Annotated in this window: 16 protein-coding genes; 10 read left to right on the plus strand and 6 right to left on the minus strand. The window is 60.2% G+C overall.

The annotated features are described in order from the left end of the window. Nucleotide 1 precedes the first annotated feature (1 nt). The 7 genes from KF757_11615 (at nucleotide 2) to KF757_11645 (ending at nucleotide 6,750) form a co-directional block, all read left to right on the plus strand. A complete protein-coding gene (locus KF757_11615; protein ID MBX3323627.1) occupies nucleotides 2-391 on the plus strand; it encodes a hypothetical protein in 390 nt (129 codons plus the stop codon). 129 nt (nucleotides 392-520) lie between these two features. Then, nucleotides 521-1,924: an ATP-dependent Clp protease ATP-binding subunit ClpX gene (clpX, locus tag KF757_11620; protein MBX3323628.1), complete on the plus strand. Its 1,404-nt coding sequence runs from the start codon at nucleotides 521-523 to the stop codon at nucleotides 1,922-1,924. Nucleotides 1,925-1,997: 73 nt separating this feature from the next. Next, a complete protein-coding gene (locus KF757_11625; protein ID MBX3323629.1) occupies nucleotides 1,998-2,444 on the plus strand; it encodes a cytochrome c in 447 nt (148 codons plus the stop codon). Continuing rightward, nucleotides 2,441-3,406, plus strand: coding sequence for a 16S rRNA (cytosine(1402)-N(4))-methyltransferase RsmH (gene rsmH / locus KF757_11630; GenBank protein MBX3323630.1), 966 nt, complete (start codon nucleotides 2,441-2,443; stop codon nucleotides 3,404-3,406). Before KF757_11625 ends, rsmH begins: the two co-directional genes overlap by 4 nt. Nucleotides 3,407-3,493: 87 nt before the next feature. Continuing rightward, nucleotides 3,494-4,327 (plus strand): LysM peptidoglycan-binding domain-containing protein, encoded by an 834-nt coding sequence (locus KF757_11635; GenBank protein ID MBX3323631.1) that lies wholly within the window; start codon nucleotides 3,494-3,496, stop codon nucleotides 4,325-4,327. Nucleotides 4,328-4,342: 15 nt separating this feature from the next. Beyond that, a complete protein-coding gene (locus KF757_11640; GenBank protein ID MBX3323632.1) occupies nucleotides 4,343-4,669 on the plus strand; it encodes a hypothetical protein in 327 nt (108 codons plus the stop codon). 47 nt (nucleotides 4,670-4,716) lie between these two features. Further along, nucleotides 4,717-6,750, plus strand: coding sequence for a penicillin-binding protein 2 (locus tag KF757_11645; GenBank protein MBX3323633.1), 2,034 nt, complete (start codon nucleotides 4,717-4,719; stop codon nucleotides 6,748-6,750). A 19-nt stretch (nucleotides 6,751-6,769) separates the two neighbouring features. On the opposite strand, the gene KF757_11650 is transcribed toward KF757_11645, so the two are convergent. Together KF757_11650 and KF757_11655 are read right to left on the minus strand one after the other, a co-directional pair. Continuing rightward, nucleotides 6,770-7,708 (minus strand): hypothetical protein, encoded by a 939-nt coding sequence (locus KF757_11650; GenBank protein ID MBX3323634.1) that lies wholly within the window; start codon nucleotides 7,706-7,708, stop codon nucleotides 6,770-6,772. Continuing rightward, nucleotides 7,705-11,235, minus strand: a complete 3,531-nt coding sequence (locus KF757_11655) for a valine--tRNA ligase (GenBank protein ID MBX3323635.1) — start codon at nucleotides 11,233-11,235, stop codon at nucleotides 7,705-7,707. The genes KF757_11650 and KF757_11655 overlap by 4 nt, the downstream gene beginning before the upstream one ends. Before the next feature lie 92 nt (nucleotides 11,236-11,327). Here KF757_11655 and KF757_11660 point away from each other — a divergent pair, with 92 nt between their 5' ends. Then, a complete protein-coding gene (locus KF757_11660; GenBank protein ID MBX3323636.1) occupies nucleotides 11,328-12,464 on the plus strand; it encodes a tetratricopeptide repeat protein in 1,137 nt (378 codons plus the stop codon). Nucleotides 12,465-12,551: 87 nt separating this feature from the next. Further along, nucleotides 12,552-13,925, plus strand: coding sequence for a trigger factor (tig, locus tag KF757_11665; GenBank protein MBX3323637.1), 1,374 nt, complete (start codon nucleotides 12,552-12,554; stop codon nucleotides 13,923-13,925). An 86-nt stretch (nucleotides 13,926-14,011) separates the two neighbouring features. On the opposite strand, the gene KF757_11670 is transcribed toward tig, so the two are convergent. The 4 genes from KF757_11670 to KF757_11685 are packed head-to-tail and all read right to left on the minus strand — an operon-like array spanning nucleotide 14,012 to nucleotide 18,201. Further along, nucleotides 14,012-14,725, minus strand: coding sequence for an N-formylglutamate amidohydrolase (locus KF757_11670; protein MBX3323638.1), 714 nt, complete (start codon nucleotides 14,723-14,725; stop codon nucleotides 14,012-14,014). Then, a complete protein-coding gene (locus KF757_11675) occupies nucleotides 14,718-15,989 on the minus strand; it encodes a hypothetical protein (protein MBX3323639.1) in 1,272 nt (423 codons plus the stop codon). The genes KF757_11670 and KF757_11675 overlap by 8 nt, the downstream gene beginning before the upstream one ends. Continuing rightward, nucleotides 15,986-17,437 (minus strand): RimK family protein, encoded by a 1,452-nt coding sequence (locus tag KF757_11680; protein MBX3323640.1) that lies wholly within the window; start codon nucleotides 17,435-17,437, stop codon nucleotides 15,986-15,988. The genes KF757_11675 and KF757_11680 overlap by 4 nt, the downstream gene beginning before the upstream one ends. After that, complete coding sequence (locus tag KF757_11685) at nucleotides 17,434-18,201, minus strand: hypothetical protein (GenBank protein MBX3323641.1); 768 nt, start codon at nucleotides 18,199-18,201, stop codon at nucleotides 17,434-17,436. The genes KF757_11680 and KF757_11685 overlap by 4 nt, the downstream gene beginning before the upstream one ends. Before the next feature lie 169 nt (nucleotides 18,202-18,370). On the opposite strand from KF757_11685, the gene KF757_11690 reads away from it, so the two are divergent. After that, complete coding sequence (locus KF757_11690) at nucleotides 18,371-19,465, plus strand: hypothetical protein (protein ID MBX3323642.1); 1,095 nt, start codon at nucleotides 18,371-18,373, stop codon at nucleotides 19,463-19,465. Nucleotides 19,466-19,483: the final 18 nt, after the last annotated feature.

Here is a 19,483-nt window from a genome sequence, read left to right on the forward strand (position 1 = left end):
CGTGAATGTGGTGTTGGCACAACGCGGCTCGAGCCAGGATGTGATGAACGTACTCATCCTTCTGGCGGTGCTGATCGGACTTGTGCTGCTCGCGGGCGTTGTGATGCTTGTGGTGCGCAAGCGGATGATCAGGAACGACCAGGCGCTCGCGGGATCAGTGTTCGATGACCTCAAACGCATGCGCGACGAGGCCCAGATCAGCCAGCACGAGTACGATTATTTGCGCAAAGCGATTGCGGCCAAGGCAGCGGGCCGAGAGCCTCCGCCTCGCCCGGCGGACTTTGGACCCTTGCCCGGAGAACTGCGGGCAAGGCCAGGGTTTGACCTGACGGGTGAACCACTCCCGCCAGAAGTGCTCCGGGCGCTCGCAGAACGGAAAAAGGCGGAATAGACGTTTTTATCGGTCCGAAGCGAGGAACTTTGCACGCGGACTGAATGTGATTTGAGAAACCTACAGTGAAAGTCGATATTGACCAGTCGCCCTCTCATGCCGAGAGGGTTGCGTGAGATTGAGGGATTCATGGCAGACAAACCAAACACTCCGAAGAACGTCCCGACTCCTGTCGCATCTCGCAGCCAAGGTTCGGGAGCTGGCGATGGCTCTTCCGGCTCTTCGGGCGGCGGCGGCGGCACGTCAGGATCGGGTGGCGGCGGGTTTAAGGGGCGGCGCGTCACGACGTGCTCGTTCTGCGGCAAGACCAGCCGCGAGGTCGGGCCGATGGTCGAAGGCCCCAACGAGGTCTACATCTGCTCCGACTGCGTGAACCTGTGCCAGAACATTTTCAAGCAGGAGCGTCGCCGAGTCAGCTCGGCTTCGGGCGCGCTGAGCGACATCCCAGCGCCGCGCGAGATCAAGGAGTTTCTCGATCAGTACGTGATCGGGCAGCATCAGGCCAAGCGATCGCTTTCGGTGGCTGTGCACACGCACTACAAGCGTTTGTTGCATTCTGAGAGCGACCAGTCGCGCGATATCGAACTCGACAAGTCGAATATTCTGCTGATCGGTCCGACGGGTAGCGGCAAGACGCTGCTTGCCAAGACGCTGGCGCGGATGCTCAAGGTGCCGTTCGCTATTGGCGATGCCACAACGCTCACTGAGGCCGGGTATGTCGGCGAGGATGTGGAGAACCTGCTGCTCAAGTTGCTGCAGGCTGCGGACTTTGATCTCGAATCAGCGCAGCGCGGCATCATCTACATCGACGAAGTGGACAAAATCGGCAAGACAAGCAACAACGTCTCGATCACGCGCGATGTTTCGGGCGAAGGTGTGCAGCAGAGTCTGCTCAAGATGCTCGAAGGGACAGTGTCCAATGTTCCGCCGCAGGGGGGTCGCAAGCATCCCGAGCAGCAGTACATTCAGTTCGACACCAAGCATGTGCTGTTCATCTGTGGCGGCACATTCGTAGGGATCGAGGATGTGATTCGTCGCCGGGTCGGAAAGAGCCGCATCGGCTTTGCCTCGGCCATGGCGGGCGAGCAGGCCGAGCGCGACAAGTTGAAGGAACGCGAGATTCTGCTCGCACAGGTGACCAACGAGGACGTGGTGAGTTACGGCATGATTCCGGAGCTCATCGGGCGTCTGCCGGTCATCACGCCGCTGATGCCCCTGGGTATCGATGCGCTGATCCAGATCCTCACCGAGCCGAAAAACGCTCTGGTGCGGCAGTATCAGCACCTGTTCACGCTCGAAGGCGCACAGCTGACATTCACGGATGACGCGCTGGTCACACTTGCCAAGCGTGCTTCGAAGCGTGCGACCGGAGCCCGGGCGTTGCGGGCCGTCATGGAAGAGCTCATGCTCAACCTGATGTACGAGTTGCCGGACCAGAAGAACGATGGCGTGGAGTACGTTATCGATTCGGCCGCCATCGAGAACCCTCGCACGCTCAAGGAACTTCGGGCTCCACGCACCAAAAGCGCGTAATTTGACCCGCTGACGGAAGCTCTGGGGTTGTCATGTGCCGGGCGGCAGAACGTGCGCGTACGCTTGTGCACTGATGATGTTGGTGCGCGTTGTTGTGTGTGTCCTGGGTGTGTGTGCTGTGCTCGTTGCGCCAGGGGGGTGTGAACGCTCGAAGCCGGTGCCCGTCGAACGCAATAAGGCCGAGGCCGCGGTGCGCGGGCATCGCCTGTTTATTCAGATTTGCGCTCAGTGCCACGGCATGAACGGCGAAGGGGTCGATTTCATGGGGGCGCGCCTGATCGCCAGCGACTGGGTTGCGGAGCGATCGAATCGGGAGTTGGTGGCATTTCTCAAAGAGGGTCGCCCTGCTCAGGCCGATCGGCCCGCCATGCCCCCGAAAGGTGGGAGGCTTGATCTGACCGATCGCCATTTGTACGACATCGTCGCTTTCATGCGCACGCTTGGGGCGGATGGTGCAGCGTCGGTGGATGACACCAGCGAGGGAAGCATGTCGGACCAGCCGCTACCCTCTGAGCCGTGAGCGAGTCACTGACCCATACGCCGGTCCTGCTAAGCGAGGTACTCGAAGTCCTTGACCCGCAGCCTGGCGAGACTCTGGTCGATTGCACAGCCGGGCTGGGGGGGCATGCGGCTGCGGTGGCGGCGCGGGTCGGGCCCAGCGGGCAGGTGGTGCTGCTTGATCTCGATCCGGGAAATCTGGCGCGGGCCGAGGCTGCGGTGCGGGCAGCGCTGACGCCAGCCGAGCCTTGGCGTGCCCGGGTGATAGCGATTCAGGCCAACTTTGCGAGCGTTGGGCGTGAATTGGTTGGGCGGGGCCTTCGTGCCGACATGCTGCTGGCGGACCTCGGGTTCGCTTCGACGCAGATGGACGATGCGGCGCGGGGATTTTCGTTTCGTCGGGCGGGGCCTCTGGACATGAGGCTTGACCCGGCGGGTCCGATTCGGGCAGCGGAACTTGTGAATACTTTGCCGGAACGCGAACTGGCGGACCTGATTTATCGATTTGGGGAGGATCGGTTGAGTCGTCGCATAGCGAGGGCCATCGTCGAGGCGCGCGCACACAGCCCGATCGAAACCACTGACCGGCTTGCTGAGGTCGTGGCGAGGGCATACCCGGTTCAAGCCCGTCATGGGCCGATCCATCCTGCCACGCGGACCTTTCAGGCCTTGCGGATCGCGGTGAATGACGAACTGGGAAATCTGGAAGCCCTGCTTGCGGCGATCGCGCGAGAGGCGGGGCGGGCAGGCGCGCCGGGGCAGGGGTGGCTGAATTCTGGATCAAGGGTGGCCTTAATCTCGTTTCACAGCCTCGAAGATCGCCCGATCAAGATCGCACTGCGGGAAATTGCGGACAGGGGCTTCGGACAAATTCTCACGCGGCGTCCAATTTCTGCATCCGAGGACGAGGTTTCGCGCAACACACGCGCAAGATCTGCTAAACTGAGATCACTCAAGTTGACGAAGAGTCTTCCGGATTCGTGATCATGTCGTGCTGCCCCCCGGTTCAGGATGAACAACGGTGGCAGGTTATTCGTCCCTCAGGCGTCAAGGAAGCAAGGACGCTCCGCTGTGACCCGTGAACATAAACTCGCCATCATTGTTGGATTCTCCCTCGTTCTGGTGGTTGGAATCCTGATCAGCGACCATTTGTCGCCGGCATCGCTGGATGAACCGGTCGATTTTGTGGCGGTGCAGTTGCCGATTGGACGGCGCGAACTGCCGCCTGCGATCGTTCCGGGCGTGATGAGTCGTGGCGAGAGCACACCCACAAGTGGGGAGGTGGTTGAAGAACCAAAGCCCGAGATTGCGTTGGGAACGGACAGTCCTTTGCTTGTGCCGGTGGGACCGGCTCCTGATGAAGTGAGGATCGATCCGCTGGTGATCCGGTTGGGTGGGATCGGGAATGGGAATCAGGTACCGGTTATTCAGAAGCCGGAGCGTGGCAATGTGCAGGGCATCGCGACTGGGCCGAGTTATGCGCTGTACACGGTCAAGCCTCGGGACTCGCTTTCGGATATTGCGAGGCAGCATCTGGGGAGCGCGGCCAAGTGGCGCGAGATCGCGGCGGTGAATCCGGGCAAGGTTGGAAAGAACGGGGAGATCCGTTCGGGCGATGTGCTTCGCATACCGCTTGTCGCGGGGAGCGGGGCGAGGACGACTTCGACAACACCTGAGGTCAAGAAGCCTGAGGTGAAGGTGCCCGAGCAGAAACCGGCAGCGTCCAAGGCTGTGGAAACAACGCGGACATATGTGGTTCAGCCGAATGATTCGCTGTCTCAGATTGCGCAGAAGACGCTGGGCTCATCGAAGCGGGTGAACGAGATTCTGGCGCTCAACAAGGACAAGATCGACGATCCGAACGAGATCTATGTGGGATTGTCGCTGCGACTGCCGGCCCGGTGACGGAGGTTGACGGGTGTGTTCGCGAAACTGGCGTTGATCATTGTGGTGGTGGGGCTGACGGGGTGCGCGATGCTCGCGATGCGGCAGGCGCGGCTTCAGGCGGCGCACGAACTGGCGGAAGCGCAGTTGCGAATCGGTCAGCACGATGACCGGTTGCTGGTGCTGTACGCGGAAATTGCAAATTTGATATCGCCGGACCAGGTGGTGGCGCAGGTGCAACAGCATGGGCTGGTGCTCGAGCCGGCGGTCGATGTCGGGTGGGATCCATTGATCGATGACGGGCCTCTGGAGATGAGTCCGACGTGGTCGGTGCGCAACGAAGATCGGGGTCGCGAGCCGTGAGATTGTGGAGGTTGCGATGGAGTCGGAGGGCCTGGTCGCGTGAGCGCGTGATCGTATGGTTGCTGCCGACGGTGTTCAGCGTTGTGCTGGTGGTGGTGGGTTTGCGGATTGGGCAGTTGCAGCTCGATCCGCCGGAAAAACTCAAACCGTTTGTGAGTGATCGTGTGAGCCGGCGGTCGATTGAGCCGATTCGTGGCGATCTTCTGGATCGGCGCGGGCGTGTGATTTCGACAACTCGTTTTGGGTATCGGCTGGTGGTGGATCCTGCGACGTTTGTCGATCCGCCGGATGAGGCGATTGTGAATCTGTCGGCTGCGTCGGGGTTGGGTGCGGATGTGCTTGGGCCTCGGATCATCGCGGCGCTTGGCGAGAATGATCTGCGCAGGCAGGCGCTGAATGAGTGGATGTCGGTTGATGAAGAGACGGAGCCACAGGTTTCGTCGGTGGAGCTGGTGTGGTCGCGGTTGAAGGCGCTGTGGCGTGGCGGAGAGGAAGAGAAGAATGGTCTGACGGAGTGGGCGGAGGTCGCTGGTCGGCCCAAGCCGCTGATTCGGTATCTGCCGTTCTCGGAGTTACTGGATCAGGACAGTGCTCGGCGTGTTCGCGAGGCGCGGGTGCGTGGGGTGTGGCTTGAACGGTGGCCGGTGCGGGAGTATCCGGGTGGCGGACTTGCTGCGTCGTTGATCGGCAAGGTTGGGTTCGAGCATGTTGGACTGATCGGGGTCGAGAGCACGCTTGACCAGCGTCTGACAGGTGAGCCGGGCCACTTTCGGTATGTGCGCGATGCGGTGGGCCATGCGTTGTGGGTGGGGCGTGGGGACTGGGAAAGCCCGACGCGAGGCGAGGACATTGCGCTGTCGCTGGATCTCGAGTTGCAGCGGATTGCGACGGAGGAGATCGTGCGTGGGGTGCATGACGCGGATGCGGCGGGCGGGCGCATTGTGCTGATGGATCCGCGTACGGGCGAGATCCTGGCGATGGTGGATTACATTCGAGACGGGGTCAAGGCGGTGCCGTTTCCGTGGGTGCCCAAGGACTCGAACTCGGATGCGTGGGTGAATCCGGATCGGTCGACGTGGCCTCGATATCAGGTGATTCATCCGGATGAGAGGCGGAGCGTGCACCCTGCTCTGGGGCGCAATCGGTGTGTGGAAGATGTGTACGAGCCGGGCTCGACCTTCAAGCCTTTTGTGTGGGCGGTGGCGAGGCAGCAGGGCAAGTTGCCGGATACGGAGATGATCCGGATCGAGTCGAGGCGGTATGTGACGCCGTATGGTCGCAGGCTTGAGGATGTGACGTATCGTGCGGAGATGAAGTGGTCGGACGTGCTGCTGTATTCATCGAACATCGGGATGTCGAAAGTTGCGGAGCGTGTGTCGTTTCGGGATGTGCAACAGACGCTGAGCAAGTTGGGCTTCGGGCAGCGCACGGGGATTGGGCTGCCGGGCGAGTCGGCGGGGTTGGTGACGCGGGCACGGGACTGGACGCAGTACACGCAGACATCGGTAGCGATCGGGTACGAGGTTGCGGTGACGCCGGTGCAGATGGTGCGGGCGTTCAGTGCGTTCGCGCGCAATGGGGAGCTTGCGGGGACAGTGCCTGCGATGCGATTGACGGCGTTTGATCCGAGCGATCCGCTGGCCAATCTTGTGGAGCGGGTGTATGAGCCTCAGGCGGCGATGGATGTGCGACATTCGATCGTGGGGGTGGTGGATCGAATGGAAGCGCTGCGAAAGATTCGTTTTCCGGATGATGTGCCGGCGACGTACACGATGTTCGGGAAGTCCGGGACATCGAAGATTGCGGTGTCGGCACCGAAGGATCATCGGCTGCCGCGCGGGGCGAAGGGGTATTTTGACAAGCAGTACAACGCGAGTTTTCTGGTAGCGGCGCCGGTGGATGAGCCACGACTGGTGGTGCTGGCGATCATTGATGATCCTGGGCCGGACCTGGTGCGATTGCAGCGGGCGTATGGATCGTCGGTTGCGGGTCCGGTGACGCGGCGTGTGGTGGAAAGGTCGCTGCGCTACCTTGGCGTGCTTCCAGATATGCCGGAGAAGGAGAAGGTCGCGGCGCGGTGAGGCTCTGGCGGCGAGTGCGTCAGGGGGTGAAGGCGAGAAGTGCTGCGAACTGTTGCCAGAGGTTATCGATCTCGGTGAGGGAGCGGCCGAAGTTGGTTTCCCACCATAGCGATGACGTGATTGGCGTTGGTGGTTGTCCGCTTGGTGGCTGATGTTTGTGCGATTCAGCGATGAGGGTCGCGAGGCTATTGTGCAGGTGTGCGTCTCCAGATTCGATGAGCAGCAGGCCGAGAACCCATGCCCTTGTGTAGTACGCATCCATTGCAGCGGGTGAGGATGTGAGGCGCTCGGGTTGCTGTGCGAGATGATCGTGGAGTGAACCGAGGTGATCGGATTGCAGAAGATTGCGGAGGTGGTGTTTGCGTGCGGGATTGTCGCGTGCGCGACGGACAGGCAAGGCGATGGATTCGTCCCATGAGATGCCTTCGGCCCAACACGCGATTGCTTCATCGATGGCTGTGGGGAGTTGGCGGCGCAGGACGAGTTGTGCGTGGGCGTGCCAGACTTCGTGTGCTGCGAGGCGAAGGGTGTCTGCGGTTCCGACATCGTGGAGGAGGGAGACACCACGACTGGTTGCTGCGCCTCGATCGAGGTCGAGAGCATACGAGACACCGAAGCGCTGACTGAGGGCTGTGCGCCAGAGGGCGACATCGTGAAAAACGACGACTTCGACGCGGTGGGTCAGGACGGGAGGTGTGATGTAGAGGCGATCAAAGCTGGAGATCGTGTGTTCGAGAACGATGGGAAGGCGGTCGCGGAGCAAACCTGGCGGGAGAGTTGTGAAGAGTTGCACGCGGGGTGTGGAGATGGCAACGCCGGGGCGGCCTTGATAGGTCCATGGCGACTGCGTGGTGGTCAGGGTGCTTGTGGGAAGCGGGGTGGCGGGGCGCAGCGAGGCGCAGCCGGGGCTCGCGATGGTGGTGCCGAGAGTGGCGGCGAGCGCGAGCCAGCGCATCATGCGAGGCGTTCCAGCGATTGGAGGACAGCGTCGAGATCGGCTTGGGCACGTGCGAGTTGGGCGCGGGTTTGTTCGACGAGATGGGCAGGGGCGCGGTCTGCGTAGCCGGGGTTTGAGAGGCGGGTGGTGAGGGCGGTGACGGATTTTTCGAGATCGACACGCTGTTTTGTGAGGCGTTCGTGTTCGGCAGCGGTATCGACAGAGTCGGCAAGGTTGCTCAGGTGGAGTTCGCGTCCATCGAAGGTGAAGGGAACTGCAGGGGAGGATGGGGCGTCGGGAGTGATTGAGTCGAGTCCGGCAAGGACTTCGAGCAGACTGGCGGCCGAGGTGAAGTCGGCGGCGAGGGACGAGTCGAGGTGGAGGGTGACGCGGCGCTTGGGCTGCACGGAGTGTTGCGAGCGTACTTCGCGGATCGTGGTGACGAGTTCGCGGAGGCGATCGAACTGAGAGACTGCGGCCAAATCGAGCAGGGCATCGTCGGCTTGCGGCCATGCGGAGGTGCAGAGAACGGCATCTTCGACAGTTTCGCCGAGGTCAAGTGCTGTGATGGGTGCGGTGCGGAGGGTCGAGACCTGTTCGTAAATGGCTTCAGTGATGAAGGGGGTGATGGGGTGAAGCATGCGCAGTATGGAATCGAGTGTGGCGCGGAGGCAGGCTTGTTGTGCGGCCGATTCGCGGATGGTGGGTTTGATGGCTTCGAGATACCAATCGCAAAAGTCACGCCACAGGAGGTCGTACATGAGCTGGGCGTAGGTGCTGAACTGGTAGGAGGCCAGTGCGGCGTCGACTTCGCGGAGTGTCTGCGCCACGCGAGCAAGCATCCATCGATCGGCCAGCGAGAGTGAGGCTGGGTCGATAGGTGTGTTCGTGGGTGAGGTGGAATCGGTTGTTTCGAGGTTGGAGAGGGCGAAGCGGGCGGCGTTCCAGAGTTTATTGCAGAAGTTGCGGCCGATGTCGAACTTGGGGCTGGTGTTGCGATTGCTTTGGGGGTCGCGTTCGACGGGCATGCGGACGTCTTGAGTTTGCGTCGTCATCTGCACGAGGGTGAAGCGCATGGCGTCGGCACCGTGCGAGTGGATGATGTCGAGCGGGTCGACGCCGTTGCCGAGCGACTTGGACATTTTGCGTCCTTCGCCGTCCTGAATCATGGCGTGGATGAAGACATCGCGGAATGGCGGGGAGCCGGCAGAATCGTCGAGGAAGAAGCGGTTGAACATGACCATGCGACTCACCCAGAGGGTGATGATTTCGCGCGCGGTGCAGAGGACGTTGGTGGGGTTGAATGCGGCCAAAAGTCCTGCGGTATTGACGAAGTTGTGGGAGAGAAGCAGGTGGCGGAGGTCGATGGGGCCGAAGGGCGCGGTCTGGACGGGCTCGGTGGTGCGAAGGCCTACGGCACACACGAGGTCGGTTGCGGTGGCGATGTCGTCGGGGCTGGTGAGGGGCGTGGTTTTGTAGCCGAGTTCGTGGAGCGTGGATTCGCTGAAGAACTGGTAGGAGATCGGCGATGTTCCATTGTCGGTGCGGGCGAAATCGCGGAGGTGGAGGAGGCGTTCAACAAGTTGATCAGCGGCATCGTCGCCTTTGCCGATGAAGTTTTTCCATGTGCCGACGCGTTTGAGATAGACGGAGTGAATATCGCGGAAGTTGCGAGGATCGAGTTGGTGTGGCATGACGATGGGAAGATCGTCGTTGGGCCAGCCGAGTGTGGAGAGGGGCCAGAGTGCAGAGGAGAACCATGTGTCGAGGACGTCGGGGTCCTGTGTGAAGCCGTTGTCAATGAATCGTTGTTCGATGTTTTGATCGTTGGGCGCGATACAGACTTGGACGGTTGTCGTCAGTGAGTTTCTCTCGGCTTTGGCAAATCTGGTGACGTGGATCAGTTCGTGCTGTGCATCATCAAGGAACTGGAACTTGACAGGAACCCCGTCGATTTGTTCCGTTTGACTTGGGTTGGCGCCTGTTGTGATGGGTTGTGTGGTAGAGGAGGTCCACACCGGGATTTGATGTCCCCACCAGAGTTGGCGGCTGATGCACCAGTCGCGGAGGTTGTCGTGCCAGGACTCGTAGGTTTTGGCGTAGCGGGCGGGGTAAAACGTGAGGGAGCCATCGGATGGTGATGACGCGGGATTAGAGTCGGGCCAGTGATTGAGGCTTTCGGTGGTTCGTTGGTCGATGGGGAGGGCGCGCTGTGCCTGGCCTCGGAGTTGGTCGTCGGAGACTTTGACGTACCACTGATCGGAGAGGTAGGGTTCGATGGCGGCGTGGCTGCGATAGCTGTGACCGACGCTGTGGGTGTAGGGCTTGATGCCTTCGAGAAGGGCTCGGACCTGGAATTCCTTGATGACGAGCTTTCGGGCGTCTTCGCGCGATTTCCCGACGAAGATGTGTCCGCCTTCGTTGCGTGCGGCGCGGTCCCAGCCGTGCGATTCGGAGATGCTGGCGTCGGGTGCCATGACGTTGATGGCTTCGAGGTTGTGTCGGCGGCCGAGTTCGTAGTCGTTGGGATCGTGAGCAGGCGTGACCTTGAGGAAGCCGGTGGCGAAGTGGGCTTTTGGATCAGGGGCTTGGTCGTCGGGCTCGCGCTCGGGCTGCCATGGGAAGCGGGCGGGCATGACAACATAGTCGTCGGTGACGATGGGGATGATGCGGCCGATGATGGGGAGCTGGACCATGAGGCCTCGCAGCGCGGGGGCGCGCGGGTCGGCGGGGTTGAGCGCGACAGCGGTGTCGCCGATGTAGGTTTCGGGTCGCGTGGTTGCGACGGTAACCCATGCGGGATCATCTTCGGGATACTGGTCGGCAGAGGGAAAGCCGCGCGCGGCGAGTTCGGACCATGTGACTTCCTGCGCGTCCTTGGGGTCGTCGGGATTGGTGGGCGGATGGACGAGCGGATAGCGCAAGTAGTAGAATGAGCCCTGGACCTCGGTCATTTCGACTTCGTCGTCGGCCAGCGCGGTCTGTGTGACGGGGTCCCAGTTGACCAGGCGTTTTCCGCGATAGATCAGCCCTTCCTGGAAGAGGCGAAAGAAGGCTTCGCGCACGGCCCGAGCGCATATGGGGTCCATTGTGAAACGCTGGCGATCCCAGTCGCAGCTGCACCCAAGGGCTTTGAGTTGGTCGGTGATGCGCTGTTCGTACTCGTCTTTAAAGGTCTGGATCCTGGCGACGAATTCGTTGCGCGGGAAATCGGTGCGGCGTTTTCCTTCTTCAGCCAGAACACGCTTTTCGACGACGGTCTGTGTGGCGATACCGGCGTGGTCGGTGCCCGGCATCCAGAGGGTCTCGTATCCCTTCATACGGTGAACGCGAGCAAGCACGTCCTGGAGCGAATTGTTCAGGGCGTGCCCGAGGTGCAGAGCAGCGGTGACATTGGGTGGTGGAATGAGGATGGTGTAGGGTGTTGCGCCTGCAAACAGAACGCGGGCAGGGTCGGCTGCGAAGGAACGGTGACGAACCCATTTTTGCCAGATTCGAGGCTCGTGCTCCTCGGGGCGATAGGCTTTGGTGAGGGAAGGGCTCGACATGGGCTGGGCGTTTCCGAATATGGGACGTGGCGGCGAGTGGCTTGGGATGTGAGTCTACGCGGGCCGATAGAGTCTTGGTAAGGGTGGCAGCGATGCGAAACGCGGGCAGCGGGACAGCGAGATTTCAACGTGGGCTTGCGAGGCCTGGGGTGCTTGCGGTGTGCGCTGTCGCGGTGATCAGCGGATATGGCGTGCTGGTGTGGAAGATTGGGCCGACGGTGTTTCCGGGTCGGTTCGAGCGATCGATACAGGCGCCAACGGTAGCTGTGACTGTTGGAATTGCGGAACTGCGGGCTGTCGAGGCAATTCTGGAGACAGTTCAGGCGGCGGTGAGTGCTGGGGAGTTGTCCAAAGCGCGGACAGTGCTGGTCGCTGCGGTGAAGCAGTTTCCGGGCGATCAGACTTTGAGGCTCGCACTGGGTGACCTGTATCTGAATCTGAGCCGCCCGGAAGATGAACTCAAGAAGTCGGAGAAGTTGACAGACGAGCAGCGTGAGTTTGTGCGGTTGTCATACGCGGAATATCAGTCGGCGCTGGCGATTGGGCCTCGAACGCCAGAGATCGAGTTCACGGCGGGGAATCTTGCTCGCGAGCTCGATGATCTTGAATCGGCGGCTTTGCACTTTTCGGCGGCCATGGCGGGAGACCGCACGGTTGCGGCGTATCCATTGCATCTTGCGCAGGTGCATCTGAAGAAGCAGGAGTTTGAGAACGCCAAGGCGATGCTGGTGATGTCGATAGCGCTTGATGCGGATCAGGCGGTTGCGTGGGGCATGATGGCGGAGATTGCGCTGACTCAGGGCTCGCCTCGAATAGCGCTCGAGCAGATTGCGCGGGCGATCGCACTCGATGGGCGCGAGTCGGCGTATCCGATCATCCAGGCGCGTGCGCACAATCGATTGATGGAGCCAGCCGAAGCGATTCGGGCATTGGCTGGGCTGTCCAGAGACGTGAGGCACTCTGGAACGGTGCTTCGACTTGCGGGGCAGTCGTATGGGCTGATGCGACAGCCGGAGCAGGCTTTGGCGTTGTATGAGGAAGCACTGGCGGCCGGTGCGGGCGGTGACTTTCAGATCGTCTATGAAGCGGCGGAGTGGGCGGAACGGGCTGGAAACACTGCGCGCGCGATGCAATTGGCACGACAGGGGAGCATGGCGGGTCATCAGGCGTCGGAGCGGTTGTACGCGAGGTTGCGTTCGGCGGAAGATAGGCCTGAGAGAATACCTTGAGAGGCAAGGGGACTACACTTGCCGGTTCGTCGCTGCGGGTCGGGGGCGCGTCCTGGCGCAGCGGCACATTAACGCGCGGAGAGCATCATGGCAGAAGCAACAATTGAGACGAAGGTGCAGGTTGAAGACGCAGGTCCGTGTCGCAAGAAACTCACAATCGAGATTCCTGCGGATGTGGTGACGGAGAAGCTGACCGATGCGCTGGACACACTGGCGGTCGAAGCGGCAATGCCGGGGTTTCGCAAGGGGCATGCGCCCAAGAGGCTGATCGAGAAGCGCTTTGGCGAGACGGTGCGCCATGAGGCCAAGAATCAGTTGATTGCGACGGCGTTTCAACAAGCGCTTGATGAGCACAAGTTGAAGATCGTCGGTGAACCGTTTTCGGATTCGATGGACAAGGTTGTTGTTGAGAGCGGCAAGCCTCTGGTTTTTGAGGTGAGTGTGGAAGTCATGCCCGAGTTCGAGTTGCCGAAACTTGATGGGCTGAAGGTCCGCAAGCCGATTCCGGAAGTTTCCGAAGCGATGGTTGATGGCGAGATTCAGAAGATCCTCATCAACGAGGGCGAACTGCAGGAACGCGAAACCGCGGAGGCTGGCGACTACCTGACCGGCCACGGTGTTATGAAGGCTGGAGACCAGGAGATTCACAACATCGAGGGGGCGGTGGTGCAGGTTCCGACGGCGGACAAGCAGGGCAAGGGCATGATTCTCGGTGTGATGGTGGAAGATTTCGCGAAGCAGTTGGGCCTGCCGAAGCCGGGGGAGACGGTGACGGTGCGTGCCAAGGGCCCCGAAAATCACGAGATCGAGGATGTGCGTGGAAAGGATCTGACGATTACGTTCAGAGTTGATCGAGTCGATCGCATCATTGCGGCCTCGAAGGAGGACGTGGTGTCGCGCTATGGCCTGTCGAACGTGGATCAGTTGCATGATATGGTCAAGTCGAAACTCAACGAGCGTGCGTTGGTGAATCAGGCCACAGTGATGCGTCAGCAGGTTGCACGGCATCTGATGACGAACACGACTTTTGATCTGCCAGAGCGTCTTACGGCGGTGCAGAGCCTGAGGCTTCTGGAGCGTCGGCGGATGGAACTGATGTATCGCGGGGTGCAGCCTCTGCAGATCGAGGAGCACATTGCGGAGTTGCGTGCGGCGTCGGCCGAGGCGGCGGCGCGCGAACTCAAGCTGTTCTTCATCCTGTCGAAGGTGGGAGACGATCTGGATGTGCGTGTTGAGGAGTCCGAAATCAACGGACGCATTGCACGTCTCGCGATGGAGCGAGGCGAACGGCCTGAGAAAATGCGGCAGGAGTTGATCCGGTCTCGTCAGGTCGGGGTGATCTATCAGCAGATTCGCGAGCACAAGACGCTTGATGCGATCCTTGCCAAGGCGGAGTTCGAGGAGATGTCGGCTGAGGACTTCAATGCAGCGATGAAGGCGGAGATGTCTGGCGCGGTGTGAGCGGGCATTGTGGAATGATGAACTTTGACTTCATGCGTCGCGCTCGGTTGGGCGCGACGCTTTTTTGTGATGTGAGCGGGAGTGGTCTAGAGAGAAGTCATCGCGGCCTGGAAAGCCTGGCTGACTAGATCGGCCATGTTGCGCCGTGCAGTCGCCTGATGGAGCAGGCCTTGGCGAAGTTCGAGTTCGATGCCGATGTAGCGTTCTGGTGGGAAGTGCAGTCGCAGGTGGGTCGTGAAGCCGTCGTCGGTGCCGAGGTAGGGTTCATTGAAGCGAACGCGAAGCGACGGGGCCAAAACGTTGAAATGGTGCATGGAGGCGTGGCAAAATGCGGCTTCGGCTTCAAGCGCCGGGTCGAAGAGGAGACCGATGTCAAGAGCACGTTCGACGCTGTCGAGGATATCAGTGAATGAGTGGACAGAAATGTGCAAGATGTTTCGGTCGAGCTTAATGCAGTCGTCGATGAACCGTGTTACGGCGTTGCGATAGGGGTGGTAGAACTGCTCGATGAGATTATTGCGTGCGGCTGGGTGGAGAGTGCGAGAGAACTCACTGAACAACTGTGGGTGATCGAGTGAGCGGTTGAGTTCGATCAGGAGGCGAGTGATTGTGGCTGCGTAGAGAGGAGCAGCGAGGTTGGCTGCGCAATGCAGTGCAACGTCAAGCGCGCCGATGTCGAGGGCGCGATGGGTATGGAGAATTGCGGGGGCTGCCTGAAAGAGCGATTCGTAGCCATGAGGCACCCGGTTTGAGCCGTGCTCGCAGGTGATGATGATCGACCACCGCGATGATTCAGGCATGGAAGAGGGTTCCATGTGCGAGGCAGGTTCCGAGTTCGTGGTAGACATCGAGCATGCGTGGCCTGGTTGTGTCGCTGCCTAGCGCTTTGATGATGCGGGTCGAGAGCGTGCCGGCACGGAGCAAACGCGCGATGGTCGCCGCGTGGGGAGCATCGCTTGCGATGGTGTGGGAGGCAATGTGCCGCCAGAGTTCTGCAGCGGAAGTAGGAGAGCAGAGACCGAAGGCTGAGAGTAGTTGAGGATGCGTGATGCGGGCAAGTTCGCCATGGCGAATGGTGTCGAGCAGGGTGGAATGAAGTGATTCAGTGTCGGTGGATTGCTGGGCTGCGAGCCCCATCCACCGTTCTTCGATCAATGATCGCACGGCAGCGACAGTCAGGGCGACGACAGCAAGATCGGCTGCGGGTGATTCCTGAACATCGATGACGCGGATCTCGATGGAGCCTCGATCGAAGCGAGCGATACAGCCTCGACTGTTGGCCCATTCGTGGCGAAGAATTCCATCGGGGTCGAAGGGCGCGAGCGCGCGATAGACCGAGCCGAGGACTTCGTGTTCGTAGTCGCGGCGTGTAAAAATGGGCTCAGGAATGACCAGCCCGGAGAGTTCGGGGATGCGGCGAGCATTCGAGCGATAGACCTCGAGGCGGCTGTCGATGTAGCCAGTGATACGACCGTCGTGGATTGGCGAACTGGCTGCGAGCGCGGGGAGCAATGGCAGGACGAGCCGGATGGCTGCGTGGAGGCGGCCGAATTCGTCGTCGTTGGCGAAGGGGAGGTTGATGTGTGTGCTTTGCAGGTTGGCCCAGCCGTGGCCGCGACAGTCGAAGATGCGGTTGAACGCTTCGTAGACCGCGTTGTATTCGTGCGGCCAGAGTTTCATTTCGAGGAACGGGTCCATCCATGGGTGCATCGCTGTGGGCATGAGCATGGCGTTGCGTGCTTCGAGCGAGCGATTGATTGATTCGACTTCCGTGGCGAAGAGTAGATCGACGCCTTCGAGCGATGCTACAGGTTCGTTGGTCTTGAGTTCGACGACATGGAGTGCGAGTTCGTTTGACCAGCCGATGATGGTGTCGTGGCCGTGTGGGTCGAAGTCTGATCGGTACTCTCCGGTGACATCGTGCATGAGCTGGTCGACGATTGGTCGCACATCGAGAGTGTCACGATCGACGACCATATACTCAAGTTCGATGCCTGTTGCGCTGAGTTGTCCTCGCGGATAGTGATAGTGCTTTGGCGACGGATTTGGGTCATTTTGAGTCACTGGCGACGGGCCTCCATGCCTTTGAGGAAGTGTCGCATGATCGCTTCATAGAGCGCATCGCCCAGAATACGATCTTCGACTTCGCAGTCAATGTTCGGGTTGTCATTAACTTCCATGACCATTGCTGCGCCGCGGACGACTTTGAGATCCACGCCATAGAGACCGTTGCCAATGAGGCCTGCCGCTCGGACGGCGCAGCGAACGACGTCCTTTGGTGCGCGTTCGACCGGGATGGTCTCGACTTTGCCGAACTTGTGTCCGTCCTCTTCGTGCTTGAGGATCTGCCAGTGCGATGGAGCCATGAAATAACGGCAGACGAAAAGGGGCTTACCCCCAAGCACGCCGACACGCCAGTCGAAATCGGTTGGAACGAATTCCTGTGCCACGAGGAGATCGGTTGTTTCGAAGAGTTCATTGGTGACGCGTTCGAATTCTTCGAGCGACTCGGCCTTGATGACACCGACGGAAAAAGAACTGTCGGGCTTCTTGATGACGCACGGCAGACCAGTGCGTTCTGGCACTGTGGGCGCACCTTCGCGCCCGAATGTGACGGTGTGCGGCATGGGGATCTTGTGACGAGTCAACTGTTCAGCCAGAAAGACCTTGTTGGAACAGCGCACGATCGAAACTGGGTCATCGATGACGAAGAGACCCATCGCTGCAGCACGGCGGGCGAAGCGATAGGTGTGGTGGTTGACGCTGGTCGTCTCTCGGATGAACAGGCCGTCATACTCGGCAATCTGGCCATAGGCGTCCTTGGTGATGAGTTCGCAGTCGATGCCGAGCTCCTCACCGGCGTCGCACATTTTATGAAGCGTTGGCATGTCCGAAGGCGGGAGTGCCTCCTTTGGGTCGTAGAGGATCGCCAGATCGAAGCGAGCAGGCTTCTTCGTCTTACCTCGGCTGGGTTTGCGTTTGAGGTATCGCTCGGCTTGCTCGGTGATGAATGGGCGGTGGTTTTCGGGGACTTCGCCGACGCCGATGGCGCGCAGGCCTGTCAAGCGCCATTTGCCATCGCGTTCGAATGACGCGCGGAGCAACGGGGCGCTGAATGCGTTGAAGATGGCGAGCGAGAGTCTTTCGTACTTGGGCGAGAGGTTGCGTCCAAAGTAGATGCTGAGCACGAACTCGTCGGACTTGATCGCGCTGAGGCTCGACTGAATCAGATCGTCGAGTTCATCGCTGGCGAGGCGCACGACCGAGGACATTTTCAGATCCTGCATAACCGAAACGGAGGGCAGCGGCCTGTGTCCACGTGCCTCTGCCAGGAGCGAGACGTAGTAACCTGCGGACTGATACTTGTATGAGCGGCAGAGATTGAAGACTTTTGTTCCCGGTTCAACTGCGAACTGAGGATCTTCGAGGTATTCGCGTGCCGCGACGACATCCGTACCAGCCATGCGAAGTGGCCAGCGTTTGGGATTGTCGACAACAACCAGGGCATTCATGCGGAGTGTTCCTTGAGTATGTGTCCGGATTTGGGTTCGATGACGAGCAGATTTCCGTCATAGGTCAAGACGCCAAGCAGAATGGCGCATGTGAGGCGTGACATAGGGACCTTGTAGTCAGCGGCACCAAATCCGGGGTTATCGCCGAGGGGATCGGCGACGGAGACGAGTCTGCGTGCACGATTGAGCCCATGGAGGATAACGAAGTGCCCTTGCGGCATGCCTCGAACATCGTCATAGTCGTCGTTATCGCCATACTCGCGAGCACACTTGTAGAGGTAGGTTGAGCTGAGTCCTGTGAGGATCGGGAGTCCCTTAGTGAGGTATCTGGCCAAGAGTGAGATTGTCAGATCCTGCGTTGCGATGGTGCCGCCGAGGGAAAGAAATTCGAGGTAGGCTTCGGTCGCCAAAGCGAACTTTGGTCCGAGGCTGCGTTTTGCAGCGAGTTGCTCAGTGAGGCGGGCTGACACCAGGTGTTCATCGGCTTCGCCCGTGGTGCGATCAAACCAGGTTGGGTCGAAGACTTGAAGGTTGAAGGTGATCAAATGCGCGGTGTAGCCGCGCCTGAGAGCGTCGATACCGAGCATGACGGCGAGAGTTCCGCGTCCGAGTTGTTCTCCGGGGAGAGCACGCGCTGAAGCGACGACTTCCTCGAGCGACACCGGATCGGCGAAGAATCGGTAGACAGCGTGCAGGCACGTTGGGCCGCACGTGATGTCATTGGGTTGCCATTGGATGTCGACGCCCAGTTCTACGGGGTCCATAGAGTCACCTGTGAACCGGTGAGGGCGCGTGCGCGACCCATCCGGGAACATGAGCGTATCCGCGTGCCTGGGGGATTGTCGAGACGCATGCACGGACTTGCCGGGGAGCGGGGAAACCGGTGGTCTGCCACTGATCAAATCGCACTACGCTTTGGTACTGGAGCACGAGATGCTTGAGGGAACCTGTGTCGCTTTGTTTGCCTTTGATGTGGGGTTTCAGATTGATTTGCCCAAGGCGGGTTCGCTGCTGGCGGGGGCGTCGCCGGTGGGTCTCAAGCGGGCGGGGAGGCCAAGTCCGGGGTGGTTCGACTTTGATCCACTTCCGTTAGGTCAGGTGGTGGAATCCGAGCCGGTGGCTGTGGGTCCGCTGCGGAGCGAGCCTGGCATCGAGATCGTGATGTACGACTTCGGGGCGGTCATTGCAAGCTTTCGCTTTCCGATGCGGGTCGAGGCGGAGCAATTGCCGGGCCTTGGCGAACTTCTCCTGAACAATCAGATTCTCAGACGCAAGGCGGAGGAAGCAGTAGGCCGGTTCCTGCAAGGCATCGAGGCCGCAATCGAGAGACCCTGTCTGCGTGATGTTGTTGAAGACTATGTGGTCTTCGCGATCGAGCGATGGGCCGATGGGGTCTCGCCCGAATCACTTGTCGAGGCGTGCGCGCAGTTTTTCGCACAGGCAGTCGAAGGAGAGACAGATTCGCTCTCGCCCGAGCAGGTGCGGCGGACGCTGGAGCCACGATTGAGTTACGGACCGAATGACCTGGCGATCGTGGACTGGAACGGTGCTGTTTTGTTTGATGCTGAGCCGGGCGACATTGTGGCGCTTCTTGCGCATGCGAACGTAGAGTTGCTTGAGCTGAGGATTCTCGATCAGGAACTCGACAAGTTGCTCGAACGTGCGGATGAGACTCTTGCGAAACTTTCGCGGCGTCGTGCGTGGCCGGTGCTGGTCGAACCTCGACTTTTGCGAGAGTTTGCATCGGTACAAACAGATGCAGTTGTCACGTTTGAGGGGGTGAATAACGCGATCAAACTACTCGGCAATCAGTACCTGGCGCGCGTGTATCGACTGGCAGCGGGGCGTCTGGATCTTCCGGCGTGGCACAGCAGCGTGCAGCGGAAACTGGCAGCGACAGACAGCGTGTATCAGAAACTTTCGGATGCGGTGTCAATCCGGCGCATGGAAGTTCTGGAGATCATCATCATCGTCTTGATCGCGGTTTCGATCGTGTTGCCGTTCCTGCCATTCGGCAAGATTTATTGAGCGTCTTACAGGACTAGA

This window comes from Phycisphaeraceae bacterium, from assembly GCA_019636795.1.
Lineage (GTDB): Bacteria > Planctomycetota > Phycisphaerae > Phycisphaerales > UBA1924 > JAHBWW01.